Below are 18426 nucleotides of genomic sequence, written 5' to 3'. Positions count from 1 at the left end.
GGTAAAGTGGGCCCCTCCCGCTACGCTATAGCAGGTGACGAAAGGGGCTTTGAGAAAAAGGAGTTAGCGGTTAAAGCGCTTCAGCCGTATTGTTGTCGCTGTCGTTGTTCTGGCGCTGGTGCATTTTGCGACCGTAGAACATCAGGATGATCAGACTGACGATAAAGGTGCCGGAGAGTTCGAAGGAGCTGGCGCCCATCAGTGCGATGAAGCAAAATGCGCAGCCCAGTACAGAACAAATCAGGCTTACCGAGTTACGGATGTTGAACCCTTCGAAGCGAATCAGGTCAACACAGGAGTAGAAGTACGGCAGCATGGTAAGCAGTACGGCAATCCCGGTCAGTTCGCCGAACAGGTCGGACGCTTTACCGCCGCTGGAGTTCATGATGGTGATCAGAATCATCAGCGCCGTCATTTTCACCGCAGCTAACAGCAGACCTTTTTTCGGAATACCGTTTTTATCCATTTCACCGTAAATTTTCGGGAAGTTGCCGTCGTTGGCGGCGCGAACCCCAGCCTGGCCGACCAGCATCATCCAGGAGCCCAGAGATGTCAGGCAGGCGAAAGCGGTAAAGGCGGAAACCAGCGGCGCAGCCCAGCCACCCAGAATCGTGGAGGTACTGATAGCGAACGGCGCGCCGGAAGAGGCCATAACGGAAGCTGGGAACATCCCGGCGATAACCTGAGTCGCGGCGATATAGATGATGCCTGCCAGCGCGGTACCCAGCATGGTTGCCAGCGGTACGGTGCGTTTCGGGTTTTTCACCATGCCGGTGCTGACGGCGGCAGACTCAACGCCAACGAACGCCCACAGGCAGAGCAGAATACTTTTAACAATGGCGTGAGAGTCGGTCGTCGTGGACGTGTTCCAGTTCGCGTGATAGGTCGCGATATCGAACCAATGCCAGCCGGCGACTGCGGTCAAGACTACCGGGATCAGCACCAGGAATAGGCCAATCGTTGTCAAGCGGCTGACCCAGGCCCCACCCAGCATATTAATAAAGGTGAACAGCCAGACGATAGCAATACAGGCAATACCTGCCGGTATTGGATTATTTAATGCCGGGAAGAACGTAGAAAGATAAGAAACAGCGGTAATACCGATGGCTAAGTTACCAATCCAGTTTGCGTGATAATAAAGAACGCCGGTCTGGAAACCAAACGCCGGAGATATTTCCCCAGCATAAGCGATAGGGCCACCCTGTTGAGGGTTTTTGGTTGCCAGCCTCGCATAAACATAAGCCAGCGACATTGCCCCAATAATAGAAATTACCCAGCCCCAGATGGCAATGCCACCAATACTGGCAAGGTTGGCGGGTAATAATGCAATCCCGCTCCCCATCATATTACCGGCAACGACGCCAGTACAGGCAAATAGCCCGATCTTTTTGACAGAACTCATGTTCATTTCTCCTGAGCTGTATTTTTAAGAACCGGGCTTATGCTTCATATATGCTGCGTGCCCGTTCAACTGTCGACAAGATTAACGAATGGGTTGAGATAAGTCCTAAAGAAAAAGTGAAATAAACACAAACATGAAAAAACTGATAGATTGATTTTTTTGAATTAACATATAAACATCATGGAAAATATCATGAAAGGATAAACATCGTTTAATTACAAAGAGTTATATTTACATTTCTTTGCGATGAACATGTTGCCAAAATTAACATAAGCTATTTTTGGCAACATGTTTTTCACAAAATAAAAGCGAAAAATTTAATATCTTTTCGCTTTTATTCGTCATGGTTCAGCATTAAATTTAATCTTCTGCCAGAAAACTATTCAGATAAGGGACAATTTTCTGAACGGATGTCTGAAATACGCCATTTTCGATCCAGTACAGCGTGTTTTCACCTGGACGTAAATTAAAGGCGGTCAGATAGGCATCAGCGGCCAGACGATTCTCACCTTTCATTTCGTAAACTTTCCCCAACAGGACATAGTTAAACCACGACATTTCAAGCTCGATGCTTTTATTGATTTCCTCATACGCTGCATCGATATCACCTTTGCCCAAAAGATCAACGGTCTTGATTTTATAATAAACAGACGTTTTCTCAACGCCCGGAATTTGATCTATTTTTTTAAACTCTTCGTTCAGTGCGGCCACTTGTTCTTTATCAAACGGCTGTTGTGATTGCCGTAATACATCTACCAGCACTTTATATTCATAGGCATAGTTGAAATCAGGCGTTTCCTTAATAATGCCATTCAGAATATCGCTGGCTTTACTTAGCGCCTGCGCATCGCCGCTCAGAATAAGCTGGCGCGCCTCATAAAAACGCATCAGCGCGGTATTTTGCGGCGTTCTGAACAGGGCCAGTTGTTCTCGCATTCGATTAGGCCAGGGCTGTGTTAAAACGAAAGACAGGCTATTAAACAGATCATCCTGGATGGACAACTGGTTAGTATTGGTGACGAAATAACGCTTATCCAGCATGGTTGAACCATCGGCGTTATCAATGAGCACCACAGACATAAAGCACTGCTGCGCCCGATAGTGGCGCTGATTGACAAACTGAATGGTTAACGTCTTACCGGAGCTGCTTGGCTCATTGACCCGGTAATTGGTTTTATCGTGCACCATAAAGGTCGAGTAGGTGTTCAGCAGGTCGGTGATTAAGCCGCCCAGACCGATGGCGTAGGACTCCTGCGAGACCCAGTTATTACAGGAATTGCCGCCTTCAAAACGAACATCTATATCTCGTGGGTTAAGTAATAACCGCGTTTTTGTTACCGCGGCATTATGATCTACCACCGACATCACGATAAACACCACCAGCGTCGCCAGCGAGAGCAGGAACATCACCCACGTCCAGAAAGCGGCGATACGCGGCTTTTTCGCCTTTTTAGTCGGCGTTTGCAAAGAGGCGGGCGGCACAGGCGTAGCGGCAGTAGCCCCCTCTGTCGGTTCTGCATTCGTTGCTGCGATCGGCGGCGGCGACGTTGATGAATTATCGATCTCATCGCTATTTTCTTCGCACCAGATAACCGGCGCCGTCAGCTTATAGCCGCGTTTAGGTACGGTAACGATGTATTCAGCATTGCTGTCTCCGCCATCTCTTAATGATTTGCGTAGTTCAGAAATGCTTTGGGTGACAACATGGTTGGTCACGATGGTGCGCATCCAGACATGATCAATAATGTTATCCCGGCTTAACACTTCATCCGGATGATGCGCAAAATACATCAGAAGATCGATCAGCCGTGGTTCAAGAGTAATCTGGCGTCCCTGACGACTGATCTGATTAACAGAAGGTGTAACCAGCCACTCTCCAATGCGTACAACAGGTTGCTGCATAAAAAGATGCCCTAACGAGCTAAGTCAAACGTTAATAATAACACGATTTGCACAGACTTTTTTTATTCCCCTTTTTTGTAAAAGAAAGGCATAAAAAGCAGCGCAATAAGCAGGAGAACGGGGAGGAAAACGGGCGTTCGCCTTAACGATAACGCCCGTTTTTTCAGAGGATTTCTTGCAATTACAGCACTTTATGCGGGCCGAAGCATTCGTAATGAATGTTTTCGTTATTCACGCCAAGTGAAACCAGTTGTTTTGCGGCAAACTGCATAAAGCCTACCGGGCCGCAAAGATAGAACTGCATTGCCGGATCGCTGATCGCGGCTTCCAGTTTGCTTAAATCCATCAGCCCTTCGCTGTCGAAGAGGCGTTGGGCGCGATCGGCCTCAGTCGGCTCGCGGTACCAGGTATGGGCAGTGAAACGCGGCAGTGTACGGCCCAGCTCGCTCACTTCGTCGGCAAACGCATGAACGTCGCCGTTTTCCGCCGCGTGGAACCAGTTCACCTGCGCGGTATGCTGTCCTTTCGCCAGCGTATCGAGCATCGCTAACATCGGCGTCTGGCCGACGCCAGCGGAAATCAGCGAAACGGGGGTATCAGCGGCGACATTCATAAAGAAGTCACCTGCCGGCGCAGCCAGATGCACCACATCGCCTACGCTGGCGTGATGGTGTAACCAGTTTGATACCTGGCCGCCGTCTTCACGCTTCACGGCAATACGGTACCCTTTGCCATCGGGTTTACGGGTCAGTGAATATTGGCGGATCTCCTGATGCGCAAAACCTTCCGGCTTCAGCCAGACGCCCAGATACTGCCCGGGACGGTATTCCGCCACCGTACCGCCGTCGACCGGTTCAAACTCAAAGCTGGTGATCAGTGCGCTACGCGGGGTTTTCGCAACGATGCGGAAGGGGCGCGTGCCTTCCCAGCCGCCGTCTTTGCTGGCGTTCTCGTGATAAATCTCGGCTTCCCGATGGATAAAGACGTTAGCCAGTACGCCATAGGCTTTGCCCCACGCGTCCAGCACTTCCTGGCCCGGGTTGAACATTTCGTCCAGCGTCGCCAGCAAATGCGTCCCGACGATGTTGTACTGCTCCGGCTTAATCTGGAAGCTGGTGTGCTTCTGCGCGATTTTTTCTACCGCCGGCAGCAACGCCGGTAAATTTTCGATATTGCTGGCGTAGGCCGCGATAGCATTAAACAGGGCTTCGCGCTGATCGCCGTTACGCTGGTTGCTCATATTGAAGATTTCTTTGAGCTCCGGGTTATGCGTAAACATACGGTCGTAGAAGTGGGCGGTCAGTTTCGGTCCTGTTTCAACCAGCAGGGGAATGGTGGCCTTTACTGTAGCGATGGTTTGTGCGTCAAGCATACGTGCTTCCTTTATGTGAAAATCTAATGATGTATATCAAATGCATCTTATAAAAATACCCTTGCATTGTAAATGGATCTTCTCTGCTTTACGTTATGGAGGTAACAACGTGAAAAATCTGCATCACAAAGCTGAAAAGAAATCCGTTGAAATTCGTCAGTCTCTCGTTCAGGAAACCCTTATCTGACGCATAGGTAATCGTTTGCGTAAAAACCTTTGTCAAGACCTGTTATCGAAGAATGATTCGGTTATACTGTTGGCCGAAGTCCCACGGACTGCCTTTTCAGGCACAAATTTTATTGTTAGCTGAGTCAGGAGATGCGGATGTTAAAGCGTGAAATGAACATTGCCGATTATGATGCCGAATTGTGGCAGGCTATGGAGCAGGAAAAAGTACGTCAGGAAGAGCACATCGAACTGATCGCCTCCGAAAACTACACCAGCCCGCGCGTGATGCAGGCGCAGGGGTCTCAGCTGACCAACAAATACGCTGAAGGTTATCCGGGCAAGCGCTACTACGGCGGTTGCGAATACGTTGATGTCGTTGAGCAACTGGCTATCGACCGCGCGAAAGAACTGTTCGGCGCCGACTACGCTAACGTGCAGCCGCACTCCGGTTCTCAGGCTAACTTCGCTGTTTACACCGCGCTGCTGCAGCCGGGCGATACCGTTCTGGGTATGAACCTGGCGCAGGGCGGCCACCTGACTCACGGCTCCCCGGTTAACTTCTCCGGTAAACTGTACAACATCGTACCTTACGGTATCGATGAGTCCGGTAAAATTGACTATGACGAGATGGCGAAGCTGGCCAAAGAGCACAAGCCGAAGATGATTATCGGCGGCTTCTCTGCCTACTCCGGCGTGGTTGACTGGGCAAAAATGCGTGAAATCGCTGACAGCATCGGCGCATACCTGTTTGTCGACATGGCGCACGTGGCGGGCCTGATTGCCGCAGGCGTTTACCCGAACCCGGTTCCGCACGCTCACGTTGTCACCACCACCACCCACAAAACCCTGGCGGGTCCGCGCGGCGGCCTGATCCTGGCGAAGGGCGGCGATGAAGAGCTGTACAAAAAACTGAACTCCGCCGTCTTCCCAAGCGCGCAGGGCGGCCCGCTGATGCACGTGATCGCGGGTAAAGCGGTAGCGCTGAAAGAAGCGATGGAGCCGGAGTTCAAAGTTTACCAGCAGCAGGTGGCGAAAAACGCCAAAGCGATGGTAGAAGTGTTCCTGAACCGCGGCTACAAAGTGGTGTCTGGCGGCACTGAGAACCACCTGTTCCTGCTGGACCTGGTGGATAAAAACCTGACCGGTAAAGAAGCTGACGCCGCGCTGGGCCGTGCTAACATCACCGTGAACAAAAACAGCGTGCCGAACGATCCTAAGAGCCCGTTCGTGACCTCCGGTATCCGTATTGGTTCTCCGGCGGTTACTCGTCGCGGCTTCAAAGAAGCGGAAGTGAAAGAGCTGGCTGGCTGGATGTGTGACGTGCTGGACAACATCAATGATGAAGCCACCATTGAGCGCGTGAAAGCGAAAGTGCTGGATATCTGCGCCCGCTTCCCGGTTTACGCGTAAGCGCTTATGTTGTGAAAATGGCCCGATGGCGCTGCGTCTGTCGGGCATTACTTATGCGCCATAACGTGACGCCGCCGGAAGTCATTATCCGGCGGCGTTGCCGTTTGAACTTCTCCCTCCGCCTGTTAACCTTATGTTACCCTTGCCAGCGCAACCGTTTACCGCCAGACTATCGCCTCCAAACGGGAGGGAATCATGGCATTGCATTCCACGCGCTGGCTGGCGCTCAGTTATTTCACCTACTTCTTTAGTTACGGTATTTTTCTGCCCTTCTGGAGCGTCTGGCTCAAAGGTCTTGGGCTAACGCCGGAAACCATCGGTCTTCTGCTGGGCGTGGGGCTGGTCGCGCGTTTTCTCGGTAGTCTGCTCATTGCGCCTCGCGTAAGCGATCCTTCGCGGTTGATCTCCGCGCTGCGTGTACTGGCATTGCTGACGCTGGTATTTGCGCTGGCATTTTGGGCAGGAACGCATGTCGCGTGGCTAATGGTGGTGATGGTTGGGTTTAACCTCTTCTTTTCACCACTGGTGCCGCTGACCGATGCGCTGGCTAATACCTGGCAAAAGCAAATTACCCTGGACTATGGTCGGGTGCGGCTGTGGGGGTCCATCGCCTTCGTGATAGGGTCGGCGCTGACCGGTAAGCTGGTGAGTTTATACGATTACCAGGCGATTCTGGCGCTACTGACGCTCGGCGTCGCCTCGATGTTGCTGGGTATGTTGTTACGTCCCAGCGTGCCGCCGCAAGGGGAAAGTCGTCAGCAGGAGAGCGCAGGCTGGCCCGCCTGGCGTACGCTGGTGGCACAAAGTTGGCGTTTTCTCGCCTGCGTCTGTTTGCTGCAAGGGGCGCACGCCGCCTACTACGGTTTTAGCGCCATCTACTGGCAGGGGGCTGGCTATTCAGCATCGGCGGTCGGCTATTTATGGTCGTTGGGCGTGGTGGCGGAAGTGATCATTTTCGCCCTGAGTAAAAAGCTATTTCGCCGGTTTAGCGCCCGCGACTTGCTGTTGCTTTCCGCTGTGTGCGGCGTGGTACGCTGGGGACTGATGGGCTGGAGTACGGCGTTGCCGTGGCTGATTGTGATACAAATCCTGCACTGTGGCACGTTTACCGTTTGCCATCTGGCCGCCATGCGCTATATCGCTGCGCGTCAGGGAAGCGAGGTGATTCGTTTGCAGGCCGTCTATTCCGCTGTGGCGATGGGCGGCAGTATCGCGATTATGACGGTATTTGCCGGTTTTCTGTATCAACATCTGGGCGGCGGCGTATTCTGGATTATGGCGCTGGTGGCATTGCCCGCTATCTTCCTTCGGCCCAAAGTGGTTGCCGCGTCATGATTCCAGGATCTTGCGGATCTGCTGCTGCTGGTGCTCTGTGAGGGTGCGATCCGCATGAATTAATGGCGGTGAGAAGAGCGGTAGCGGCGTGGCGTAAGGGGTAACAATCAGCGCTACGCCGCGCGGGCATCCCTCTTTTTGAAACGCCTGGAGCGATATCCGTCTGATATTCAGCGGCAACAGGGTCAGTTCACGCAGTTGCTGCTCAATATGCGTCTCCAGCGCATCATTTTTATCCGCTAACAATACGATCTGTCTTTCATGCAAAGCGTTATCCTGCATTAGCCAGGCGCCGAAAATTACTGCCACCAGCCCCGTCTCTTCCTCGGAAAAGTGGATACCATATTCGGCTTCAAACCCGGCGAGCGCCTCACGTGTGGTGCGAACCAGACGCGGATAAAGACGGTTGAACTCTTCCGGAAGCGTATTATCGATGCCAATCGTGAATAAACTTCGGTTCAGCGCCTGGGCGAGATGGACATACAGCTGATCGTTAAGCCCTTGTTCGTCGCTGAAGCGTACGTTCCCTTTTTCTCGAAAGCGCAGCACCAGCCGCGCCACTTCCAGTCGCAGTTGCTGCGCCCGTTGATGCGTGTCGCGAATCGGGTCGGGGAGGCGAATCATTGAAAACAGTAACGCCATAAACAGCGCTTCATTGAGCGGTGCGGCCTGCATCACGTGGCGCTGCCAGTGACGACCAATTTCCTGGGCGAGTGGATATTCCGCGCACGACTGCGCCCAAATCTGCTGCACAGGGTTGAATTCCGGGGTGATGCCGGCATGGTGTTGTAGCAGACAATACTGTAAAAAGAGACGCAGGAACTGCACGTCGCGATGTTCAAATGGTTTTTGCAACCGGCGGGCGCACAGATTGATGAGCGCGTGCAGATTAATATCGTCATACAGCGGACGCGCGATACCGCGCTGCTTTAGCGCGTTTTTTAAGGCCGGGGTAAACTGTTGCGTGACGAAGGTCGGGCATAAACGCAGGCCGCGCCTGAGCCAGTGTAAAAGGCAAAGGCGCTGATCGAGTGCTGTACCTTCGATCCGATAGCAACCGTTCTGGCATGTTGTGATGGCAAGGCGATGATAGCGCTGGATCTCCAGGCTTGTCTCAGTGATATCCTCACGGGCAGTATCATCATCAACGCCATTAAGCGCGCTGAAGATTTCCACCGTGGCAATTGGCTCCGGCTGGAAAAGCGTCAGCAATACCTGACAGCGGCGCTGGGGAGCGGAAAGTACAGATGGTGGGGCAATTGTCGGCATCATCTGTCAGGTCTCCCGTTAGTTTGTCTGGTAAGGATAGCTAAAGTTTGCGCGTGAAAAATGTGATAAGCGTGCTTTTAGGCCAGGAATGCTGAGGAACGTCACAGAATTTTTATCGCGAGGAACAGATGAAGCCAGTGAAACGCAGCGCCTTAACACTATTTCTTGCCGTTTTATCTTTCGTGGCGGCGGCGCATCCGCACAGCTTCATCCGTCTGCAAACGCAGGTGGTCAGTGAAAATGAGCAATTTGTGGCGTTAAAAATGCGCTGGACAATGGACGCGCTGACGTCCGCAGATCTGCTGTATGACGCCGGAAACGCGGCACCGGAGTCAGAAATATGGAAAAAGTTGGCGGCGGAAGTGATGGCTAACGTACTTGGGCAGCACTACTTTACAGAAGTGTGGCGCAATGGCGCGAAAGTGAAGTTTAAAAACAGGCCGACAGAATACGGTATGACGCGTGACGTGCATCAGGCGGTATTGACCTTTACGCTACCGCTGGCTGAACCGCAGCCGTTAAGCGGACAGACTTATACCTTTTCAACGTTTGATCCCTCTTATTATGTCGATATGCATTATGACCAGGACAGCGATATCACGATGCCGGAACCGCTGCGCGAAAAGTGTCGGATTCAGGTTTATACTCCTGCGCCCGGCGAAGAGACGCTACGTTTCGCCCAGTCGCTGGATAAAGAGGACGCGCCGCCGGAGGATATGGATTTAGGTAAACAGTTTGCCCAAACGGTGACCTTGCAATGTCAGTAATTTTTTCTCAACGCGCTCCGGGGCGACGCTGGCTCTCGCTGTGGCCACTGGCGTTATTCCTGCTGCTGATGCTGGTTGGCGGTCTGTGGATATGGCAGGCCTGGCCGCAGGTGATGTTGAAAAGCGCTCTTTGGCAGCGGGACGTAAATCAGCAGTTGAGCGCGCTGCTTAACGCGGTGGCGACGCATCCTGAGCGGGCGGGCGGATCGTTGCTTCTGCTGAGTTTTATGTATGGCGTGCTTCATGCGCTGGGGCCGGGACACGGCAAAGTGGTGATCGCGACATGGCTGGCGACGCATCCTTCGAAGCTGAAATCAAGTATCGTGTTAACCCTCGCCGCCGCGTTATTACAGGGGTTCGTGGCTATCGGGTTGGTGGTGGGCGTGCTGACCGTATTGCAACTTCCGGCCAGGCAGCTCCATCTGAGCGGTTTCTGGCTGGAAAAGGGGAGCTATGCGTTAGTTGGCGGGCTGGGCATCTTGCTGTGCTGGCGGGCCATAAAAAGGTTACGCGCGCTGCTACGTAAACCTGTCTTTATCGCTTTTACGCCGCGCCATGTTCACCATGAAAAATGCGGCTGCGGACATCAGCATCTACCGACGCAGGAACAATTGCATAGCGGCGATGACTGGCGCGCGCGACTCATGATCGTACTGTCTATGGGGATGCGGCCCTGTTCCGGCGCGATAATGGTGCTGTTATTCAGTAAAGTGATTGGCGTTTTTAGCTGGGGAATGGCGTCGGTACTGGCGATGGCGGCGGGAACCTCGCTAACGATTACCTCGCTGGCGTTGCTGGTACACACTTTTCGTGCTCTGGCGGTGAAGCTCAGTGGAAACAAAGCGCCAGCGTTATGGCGGCAGGTAGGCTGGTCAACGCTGGCGCTGGCCGGAGGGGTCATACTGCTTGTCGCGGCGCTGGTCATGTGGTTTAGCGTGCCGCAGCCTGTGGGCGGGCTGCGGCCATGGCGTGGTTGATTAGTGCCCGGCGGGTTTGAGATGCATCCGCGCGACGGATTCGTCTTCGGCCCAGTAAATGCGTTCGGCGACCATCGCTTCCGGATTGAGCTGAACGCCGCGCAGTACCCGTTCTTTAAAACGCAGGTAGCCGCCTTTGTCGATCAGATGGCCCATATGGAGATAGATCGGTTTTCCGCCGAGCATCTCTTTTTCAAATTCATACAGGTTAACGATCACCTGCTTTATCACATCTTCAGTCACCCAGTTGAGGAAGAGCTTGCCGACGCGCGGCGTCTTTTTACTGGTGCGTCCGCCCAGACGGACTTGCCAGAGCTGATCCGGCTTACGTTGCCAGGCCAGCGTCGGACAGGCCAGCACGCACTCGCCGCAGCCGATACAGGCGGACTCTTCTTTGACCGCTTTGCCGTTCTTCAGCGCCAGGCAGCCTACCGCGTGGTGACTACAGGCCTTCACGCAGGCGCCGCAACCGATACAGCGATCGGCAGTGAAGCGCATTTTCGCCACGCCAATAATTCCCAGATCGGCCATTGACGCCTTCGCGCAATCATTCGGGCAGCCAACGATGACCGTTTTGAGATGATAAGGGCTGGGATAGACCAGTTTTTCAAGACGACGGGACAGACCGGTCGTGTCAGTGTTGGCTTTCTGGCAAATGCGGTTCCCCTGACAGGCGACAATATTTCGCCCGCCAATAGCGAGATAGCCCGCTTTGGTATCCTCAACCTGGACGTCGCACAGTTCTATTTCAATCTCGCGAAGAAACGGCTCCAGCGCAGCGTTCACGTTGTCGATATCTTCGTAACGGATACCCGGCATCGCCAGCTTCTGGCGGGTAGTGAGGTGAATTTGTCCGTTGCCCCAGGTTTCGGCGATGTCACGCGCCACCGTTAGCAAATGCGCAGGCAAAATACCACCGGGAATGCGGACGCTGATCATGGCTTCGCCGCGCACTTTTGACAGGCGATATTCGTTTTTCGCACGGGCTTTAATGATATCAATATCAATGCTCATGATGTTCTCCTTAATCGGCAAAACGTTGCGCGACGGCGTAGTTAAATATCGGGCCGTCGGTGCAGACATACACTTCGCCCATACGGCAGTGGCCGCACTTCCCGACGGAGCAGGCCATCCGGCGTTCGTAGTCCACCCAAATTTGCTCCGGCTTGAGCCCTTTTTGCAGCAGCATTTTTACGGTAAAGGTAATCATTATTGGCGGCCCAACGACGATGGCCTGCATGGTGTCGATATCGCTAAGCGTCATGTCGGCAAGCCGATCGGTCACCCGACCAATCTGGTAACGGTCATCAGCCTCGCCTTCATCCAGCGTGAGCACCAGATTATGTTTGCCGCGCCACGTCGCCATTTCTTCTTTGTACAGCACGCAATCGCGATTTTTATAGCCGAGAATCATATCCAGTTGACCAATTTCCTGGGGATTCTCAACGAAATAGCGCATTAAGCCTTTCACCGGCGCGACGCCCGTGCCGCCTGCGACAACCAGTAAGGGTTTATGGCGCAGCGTATCGACCGGATAGCCATTGCCATAGCAGCCGCGTAGCCACACGTTGTCGCCTTCTTTCAGCGTAAAGAGGGCGCTGGTCACTTTTCCGACATTACGGATCAGCAGATCTATCCAGCCGTCGCCGTAGTCGGAAACGGAGATGGGCGCTTCGCCGACGCGCGGCAGCGACACCTCAACAAATTGCCCCCAGTGCGCAGGAAAATCGACGGCCACGCGGAAATTCCACTCCAGCGGCGTGTGGCGAGTAATACTGAGGATGCGGTACGCCGCAGGCAGCAAACTGTGCTGCGGTTTATCATGACAGGAACAATGTGACATGCGTTATGCCTCCTCTGCCAGCGCCTGCCGAACAGCAGCGGTCATTTTGTTGATAATCAAAGAAAATTTGATGTATTGCGGGCAGCGATCGTCGCAGCGGCCGCAGCCGACGCACATATGTTCAATGCCGTTGCGCGCTTTGTAGTCATTGACCTTATGCAGGGCGCGGTAGCGCAGACGCTCGCCGGGTTTTTCGCGAAAACCATGACCGCCGGCCATGTCGCTAAAGCCCGGCACCATGCAGCTTGCCCACTGGCGACGGCGTTCGCCGCGCTGCGGATTTTCATCATAGGCGACGTCAAAGACGCTATAGCAGGTACAGGTTGGGCACCCGGTAGTGCAGCGGCCACAACTGATGCAGCGGCTGTCGTAAGCGTCCCATAGCGGATGGCGGGTGAGAATGTCGCGAATTTTTTGCGGATCGCGGCAAACGCTGTCCGGCGTGACGACGGTTTCCCGGTTTTCGCTGACGAAAGAGGGGGTATAGTCAGCCTCCTGCCCCAGCCCTTGTATCGCCGCCTCGATAAAGGGATCGCGGATGCTGACAAGCGCGCCCTCATCGCTAAAACGCATGGCGGCGCTATAACAGTCAGTTTTATTAGTACCCATTGAGACGCAGAAACAATTTTCGAAGCTTTCTTCACACTCAATAAGGACGAAACGAATATGCTCCCGTAGCAGTTGGTAACTGTAATCGGAATTATTCCCATTTGATAAATACATATAATCCAGCCGCGACATGGCGTTAATGTCGCAGGCGCGGGCAAAGATGATTATCGGGGAAGTGTCTGTCTCGGCAATTTGGATGGTGTCTTTATCGAAATAAAAGAGCGTTTCGGTGATAGGGGCAATTATGGTATTCGGCGACATGTGCGATTTCTCGTGCCAGATGAGATCGCGCCAGCCGCTAATCCGTTGATAAATAATGTTGTCAGTGTCGGAAAAACGTCCGCCGCGAAACTCTGCGGACGGGGCAAACACGCGCCATTTTTTGTTTAATCGCTGGATAAGCAAACTAAACTCGTCAGGCGTAATTTTGATAGCCATCACATACTCCACAGTAATATTCAGGAAAAACAAATGAAAATAAATTGTTATAAAAATCAGTTGAATATTACTGTTACGCTAGCGCTAATCCACTGCCTTCGCTAACGGGAAAAAATGGTTTTTACTATCGGTATAATAAATATATTCTTAATCATAAAATATGCATATATACAGCGTCGCGCTATTTAGCGGATAGCGCGGTCTGAATAAATTTAATCATTGCATCACGGTAAAGGTTTGCATAACGTCCGGAAAAAGCATCAATGTGATCGCCGTCAGGAATGAAGATTTTTTGTTTGGGCTCCCGGGCGAGGGCATACAATTTCTCACTGTCCTGCCAGGGAATAACATGGTCTGCCGTGCCATGAAGAATCAATACCGGAATGGGGCTGACGCTGGCAATATTGCGATCCGCGCTATAGCGGTCATCAAGCAAATAGCCGCTGCCCGGGATCATCTGGTTGGCGATGGAGGAATAGGATAAAAACGTTGAGTCGAGGATAATCGCACGTATGCCCGCCTGGTCGGCGTAGCGCATATTTGCGCAGCCTACGCAGTGGCCTACGGCGGCCAGTACATTATTGCCGCCCAGGCTCTGCCCCAGCAGTACCAGGCGCTCGGGGTTAACGTCGGCACGATGCCGCACATAATCTATCGCGCTTTTCGTATCATCCAGTAGCCCTTCTTGTGATGGGGTGCCCTCAGATTCGCCAAAACCACGGTAATCAAACATAAACAGGTTTACGTTGCGTTCTGGCAGCCAGCTGACTAACGGCCAGTGCGCCGACATATTTCCGGCGTTGCCATGGACATGAATCACCGTCGCGACGGCGTTTTCCGGCCTGCCGAAAGCAGTGGGAATAAACCAGCCGTGCAGATGCGTGCCATCTTTGGCGGTAAAGGTAATGGATTCAGCTTCGGCAGGGGTTGGTCCATAGACTTTATTGTCCGGGTAATAAAAGGCATTGATCGCTACGCGGGGTAGCAGGTAAATACAGACCACAATAATAAACAGAATAAAAAGGGATTTGACGATGCGTCGGGTATGTTGAAGGGTCATGTTCGCTTCCTTGCCGCTTTATGTCCATAGCGGAGCAGGGAGCGATCGTACAAAAACATGCAGGCAAGTAAAGCGATGAGGCTGTGTTTAGGAAAAACGCCTGAAAAGGCACGGCGGATGAGTGGCCCCATCCGCCGAAGAGACTTAGCGCTTCAGCGCATCGCTCAGTTCGTCGCGCATATTCGCCAGCATGGCTTTAACGACGCGCGGATTCCCCGCCACGATATTACCGGTCATCATGTAGTTATGACCGCCGGTGAAATCGCTGACGATACCGCCCGCTTCACGAACCAGCAGTTCGCCCGCGGCGAAATCCCACGGACGAAGGCCAATTTCAAAGAAACCATCGACACGACCTGCAGCCACATAGGCCAGATCCAGCGCGGCGGAACCGGTGCGGCGGAAATCGGCGCATTCGGTGAACAGCTTGCCGATAATATTAATGTAGGTGGTCGCGTATTGTTTGGCTTTGAACGGGAAGCCAGTAGCGAGGATAGTGCCGTCCAGATCGCGAGCGGTACTGCCGCGCAGACGGTAGCCGTTCAGCTGCGCGCCCTGACCGCGGGTGGCGGTGAACAGTTCGTTACGCATCGGATCGTACACGACAGCCACTTCAGTACGGCCTTTAATGCGTACAGCAATGGAAACAGCGAAGTGTGGCAGACGTTTGATGAAGTTGGTGGTGCCATCCAGCGGATCGATAACCCATTGAACATCCTGATCTGTGCCAACGTGCTCACCGCTTTCTTCGGTGATAATAGTGTGTTGCGGGTAAGATTTGCGAATGGTGTCGATAATCACCGCTTCAGCGGCCTTATCTACATTGGTCACAAAATCGTTACTGCCTTTTTGGCTCGCTTCTACAGCGTCCGGAGTTTCATAGTTTTTGGCAATTACATTACCCGCCTTGCGCGCTGCGCGCACGGCGATGGTCAGCATCGGATGCATCGGTCTCTCTCACTGGATGTTAAAGAACGGGAAAACGGCGCAGAGTATAGCAGCGAGATCGGAATCTGTCTTGGTTTTATGGTAAGATGTCAGAATAATCTTTAGCTGAAGAAAGACAATGCTGCAAAACATTCGAATTGTGCTGGTGGAAACCTCCCACACCGGCAATATGGGCTCCGTGGCTCGCGCTATGAAAACCATGGGCTTAACTAACCTGTGGCTGGTAAACCCGTTGGTGAAACCGGACTCCCAGGCCATCGCCCTGGCGGCAGGCGCCAGCGATGTGATCGGTAATGCGCAGATCGTCGATACGCTGGATGAAGCGTTGGCTGGCTGTAGCCTGGTGGTCGGCACCAGCGCCCGCTCCCGCACTCTGCCGTGGCCGATGCTTGATCCGCGCGAGTGCGGCTTAAAAAGCGTGGCGGAAGCGGCAAATACGCCGGTTGCGCTGGTTTTTGGTCGTGAGCGTGTCGGGCTGACTAACGATGAGTTGCAAAAATGCCATTATCACGTCGCTATTGCCGCTAACCCGGAGTACAGCTCGTTGAATCTGGCGATGGCGGTACAGGTCATCGCGTATGAAGTCCGCATGGCCTGGCTGGCGACGCAGGAAAACGGCGACGCGGCAGATCATGAAGAGACACCGTATCCGCTGGTGGACGATCTTGAACGTTTCTACGGCCATCTGGAGCAGACGTTGCTCTCCACTGGCTTTATTCGCGAAAACCATCCGGGGCAGGTGATGAATAAATTGCGCCGTCTGTTTACCCGCGCCCGCCCGGAAAGCCAGGAGTTGAATATTCTGCGTGGGATTCTGGCGTCTATTGAGCAGCAGAATAAAGGCAAGTAACCGCGTTAATGCCGCACGGAACGCTAAATACCTGACTAATTTACTCAAGTAAATAGTTGACCAAATTACTCGGGAATGTCAGACTTGTCCCTGCTATGCAATACCCCCATTTTACAATAAAAAACCCCGGGCAGGGGCGAGTTTGAGGTTAAGTAAGACATGAGACTGACATCTAAAGGGCGTTATGCCGTGACCGCAATGTTAGACGTTGCGCTCAACTCCGAAGCGGGCCCGGTACCGTTGGCTGATATTTCTGAACGTCAGGGGATTTCCCTTTCTTATCTGGAACAGCTATTTTCCCGTTTACGTAAAAACGGTCTGGTTTCCAGCGTACGCGGGCCGGGCGGCGGTTATCTGCTGGGTAAAGATGCTGGCAGTATCGCGGTCGGCGAAGTGATCAGCGCGGTTGATGAATCCGTTGACGCGACCCGTTGCCAGGGCAAAGGCGGCTGCCAGGGCGGCGATAAATGCCTGACCCATGCGCTGTGGCGTGATTTAAGCGATCGCCTGACCGGTTTTCTCAACAATATTACCTTAGGCGAGCTGGTGAATAACCAGGAAGTTCTGGATGTGTCTGGTCGCCAGCACACGCATGACGCGCCGCGCGCCAGTGGTCGTGCGCAGGACGCTATCGACGTTAAATTACGCGCTTAATTAAAATATTACGCCATCTCTTCTGGCGGCCTCATGCGGTGAATGCCGCGGTCGTCTGAAGGATGAAGCGTAAAAAAGAATTCAGAATCAGGCCGGGACGCGGACGTCCCGTCAACACGGTCGTACATCCAGCCGGTTGCCTGATTCCTTGCATTGAGTGATGTACGGAGTTTAAGAGCAATGAAATTACCGATTTATCTCGACTACTCCGCAACCACGCCGGTGGACCCGCGTGTTGCCGAGAAAATGATGCAGTTTCTGACCCTGGACGGAACCTTTGGGAACCCGGCGTCTCGTTCACACCGTTTCGGCTGGCAGGCTGAAGAAGCCGTCGATATCGCCCGCAACCAGATTGCTGAACTGGTCGGCGCCGACCCGCGTGAAATCGTCTTTACCTCAGGGGCGACGGAGTCCGATAACCTGGCGATCAAAGGCGCTGCCAACTTTTATCAGAAAAAAGGCAAGCACATCATCACCAGCAAGACCGAGCACAAAGCGGTGCTGGACACCTGCCGTCAGCTTGAGCGCGAAGGGTTTGAAGTGACCTACCTGGCGCCCCAGCGCAACGGCATCATCGATCTCAACGAGCTCGAAGCAGCGATGCGTGACGACACCATTCTGGTTTCCATCATGCACGTGAACAACGAAATCGGCGTGGTGCAGGATATCGCGACCATCGGCGAAATGTGCCGCGCGCGCGGTATCATCTACCACGTTGACGCCACCCAGAGCGTGGGCAAACTGCCTATCGACCTGAGCCAACTGAAAGTGGATCTGATGTCCTTCTCCGGTCATAAAATTTATGGTCCGAAAGGCATTGGCGCGCTGTATGTGCGTCGTAAGCCGCGTATTCGCATTGAAGCGCAGATGCATGGCGGCGGGCACGAACGCGGTATGCGCTCTGGTACTTTGCCTGTCCACCAGATCGTCGGCATGGGCGAAGCTTACCGTATCGCGAAAGAAGAGATGGAGACCGAAATGGCCCGTCTGCGCGGTCTGCGTAACCGTCTGTGGAACGGCATCAAAGATATTGAAGAAGTTTACCTGAACGGCGACCTTGAGCAGGGCGCGCCAAACATTCTCAACGTGAGCTTTAACTACGTTGAAGGCGAGTCGCTGATCATGGCGCTGAAAGACCTGGCGGTCTCTTCCGGTTCCGCCTGTACATCCGCCAGTCTGGAACCGTCCTACGTGCTGCGCGCGTTGGGCATGAATGACGAGCTGGCGCATAGCTCTATCCGTTTCTCTTTAGGTCGTTTTACCACTGAAGAAGAGATCGACTACACCATTGATCTGGTTCGTAAATCCATTGGCCGCCTGCGTGACCTTTCTCCACTGTGGGAAATGTACAAGCAGGGTGTGGATCTGAACAGCATCGAATGGGCACATCATTAATCGGTATCGGAATCAGGAGAATTTATA

At 53.3% G+C, this 18426-nt stretch carries 16 protein-coding genes; 7 read left to right on the top strand and 9 right to left on the bottom strand.

From position 1 onward, the window contains the following. Positions 1-70: 70 nt before the first annotated feature. The 3 genes from cadB to hmpA form a co-directional block, all read right to left on the bottom strand. The gene (gene cadB, locus ACLJQJ_RS17905) at positions 71-1402 is read right to left on the bottom strand and encodes a cadaverine/lysine antiporter (RefSeq protein WP_000100008.1); all 1332 of its coding nucleotides are present in this window, start codon (positions 1400-1402) and stop codon (positions 71-73) included. Positions 1403-1762: 360 nt separating this feature from the next. Then, positions 1763-3304, bottom strand: coding sequence for a lysine decarboxylation/transport transcriptional activator CadC (gene cadC, locus ACLJQJ_RS17900; protein ID WP_063809318.1), 1542 nt, complete (start codon positions 3302-3304; stop codon positions 1763-1765). Positions 3305-3485: 181 nt separating this feature from the next. Further along, a complete protein-coding gene (hmpA, locus tag ACLJQJ_RS17895; protein WP_000883151.1) occupies positions 3486-4676 on the bottom strand; it encodes an NO-inducible flavohemoprotein in 1191 nt (396 codons plus the stop codon). 324 nt (positions 4677-5000) lie between these two features. Between hmpA and glyA the strand changes: the two genes are divergently transcribed. Together glyA and ACLJQJ_RS17885 are read left to right on the top strand one after the other, a co-directional pair. Continuing rightward, on the top strand, positions 5001-6254 hold the full coding sequence (gene glyA, locus ACLJQJ_RS17890; RefSeq protein ID WP_000919178.1) for a serine hydroxymethyltransferase: 1254 nt from the start codon (positions 5001-5003) through the stop codon (positions 6252-6254). Positions 6255-6449: 195 nt separating this feature from the next. Then, positions 6450-7589 (top strand): 3-phenylpropionate MFS transporter, encoded by a 1140-nt coding sequence (locus ACLJQJ_RS17885; RefSeq protein WP_001173729.1) that lies wholly within the window; start codon positions 6450-6452, stop codon positions 7587-7589. Here ACLJQJ_RS17885 and csiE read toward each other — a convergent pair. Next, positions 7584-8861 (bottom strand): stationary phase inducible protein CsiE, encoded by a 1278-nt coding sequence (csiE, locus tag ACLJQJ_RS17880; RefSeq protein WP_063809317.1) that lies wholly within the window; start codon positions 8859-8861, stop codon positions 7584-7586. The two genes, ACLJQJ_RS17885 and csiE, sit on opposite strands and share 6 nt — an antisense overlap. A gap of 125 nt (positions 8862-8986) precedes the next feature. On the opposite strand from csiE, the gene ACLJQJ_RS17875 reads away from it, so the two are divergent. After that, entirely contained in the window at positions 8987-9625 is a 639-nt protein-coding gene (locus tag ACLJQJ_RS17875) for a DUF1007 family protein (protein WP_063809316.1), read from the top strand. Next, positions 9616-10602 carry a nickel/cobalt transporter gene (locus tag ACLJQJ_RS17870; protein WP_000111004.1) on the top strand — a complete coding sequence of 329 codons (987 nt, stop codon included), beginning with the start codon at positions 9616-9618 and terminating at the stop codon, positions 10600-10602. Before ACLJQJ_RS17875 ends, ACLJQJ_RS17870 begins: the two co-directional genes overlap by 10 nt. Here ACLJQJ_RS17870 and asrC read toward each other — a convergent pair whose 3' ends face one another. The 5 genes from asrC to suhB all read right to left on the bottom strand — a co-directional run bounded on the left by asrC (position 10603) and on the right by suhB (position 15500). Then, entirely contained in the window at positions 10603-11616 is a 1014-nt protein-coding gene (gene asrC, locus ACLJQJ_RS17865; protein ID WP_000020685.1) for a sulfite reductase subunit C, read from the bottom strand. Between the two features lie 10 nt (positions 11617-11626). Then, complete coding sequence (gene asrB, locus ACLJQJ_RS17860) at positions 11627-12445, bottom strand: anaerobic sulfite reductase subunit AsrB (protein WP_000017587.1); 819 nt, start codon at positions 12443-12445, stop codon at positions 11627-11629. A gap of 3 nt (positions 12446-12448) precedes the next feature. Beyond that, positions 12449-13492, bottom strand: coding sequence for an anaerobic sulfite reductase subunit AsrA (gene asrA / locus ACLJQJ_RS17855; RefSeq protein ID WP_000985209.1), 1044 nt, complete (start codon positions 13490-13492; stop codon positions 12449-12451). A gap of 181 nt (positions 13493-13673) precedes the next feature. After that, positions 13674-14552 carry an alpha/beta hydrolase gene (locus ACLJQJ_RS17850; RefSeq protein WP_000174944.1) on the bottom strand — a complete coding sequence of 293 codons (879 nt, stop codon included), beginning with the start codon at positions 14550-14552 and terminating at the stop codon, positions 13674-13676. Between the two features lie 144 nt (positions 14553-14696). Beyond that, complete coding sequence (gene suhB / locus ACLJQJ_RS17845) at positions 14697-15500, bottom strand: inositol-1-monophosphatase (RefSeq protein WP_000553467.1); 804 nt, start codon at positions 15498-15500, stop codon at positions 14697-14699. A gap of 118 nt (positions 15501-15618) precedes the next feature. On the opposite strand from suhB, the gene trmJ reads away from it, so the two are divergent. From trmJ to iscS, 3 genes are all read left to right on the top strand, one after another. Beyond that, positions 15619-16350, top strand: coding sequence for a tRNA (cytosine(32)/uridine(32)-2'-O)-methyltransferase TrmJ (gene trmJ, locus ACLJQJ_RS17840; protein WP_000940032.1), 732 nt, complete (start codon positions 15619-15621; stop codon positions 16348-16350). Positions 16351-16509: 159 nt separating this feature from the next. Further along, complete coding sequence (iscR, locus tag ACLJQJ_RS17835; protein ID WP_001241346.1) at positions 16510-17004, top strand: Fe-S cluster assembly transcriptional regulator IscR; 495 nt, start codon at positions 16510-16512, stop codon at positions 17002-17004. A gap of 180 nt (positions 17005-17184) precedes the next feature. Further along, positions 17185-18399: a cysteine desulfurase gene (iscS, locus tag ACLJQJ_RS17830; RefSeq protein WP_000775263.1), complete on the top strand. Its 1215-nt coding sequence runs from the start codon at positions 17185-17187 to the stop codon at positions 18397-18399. The last annotated feature ends 27 nt before the right edge of the window (positions 18400-18426 follow it).

Source organism: Salmonella sp. SAL04202, from assembly GCF_046550775.1.
GTDB lineage: Bacteria > Pseudomonadota > Gammaproteobacteria > Enterobacterales > Enterobacteriaceae > Salmonella > Salmonella enterica.
Note: the sequence above shows the minus strand (reverse complement) of the source record. Positions and strands in the feature narration are given on the sequence as shown.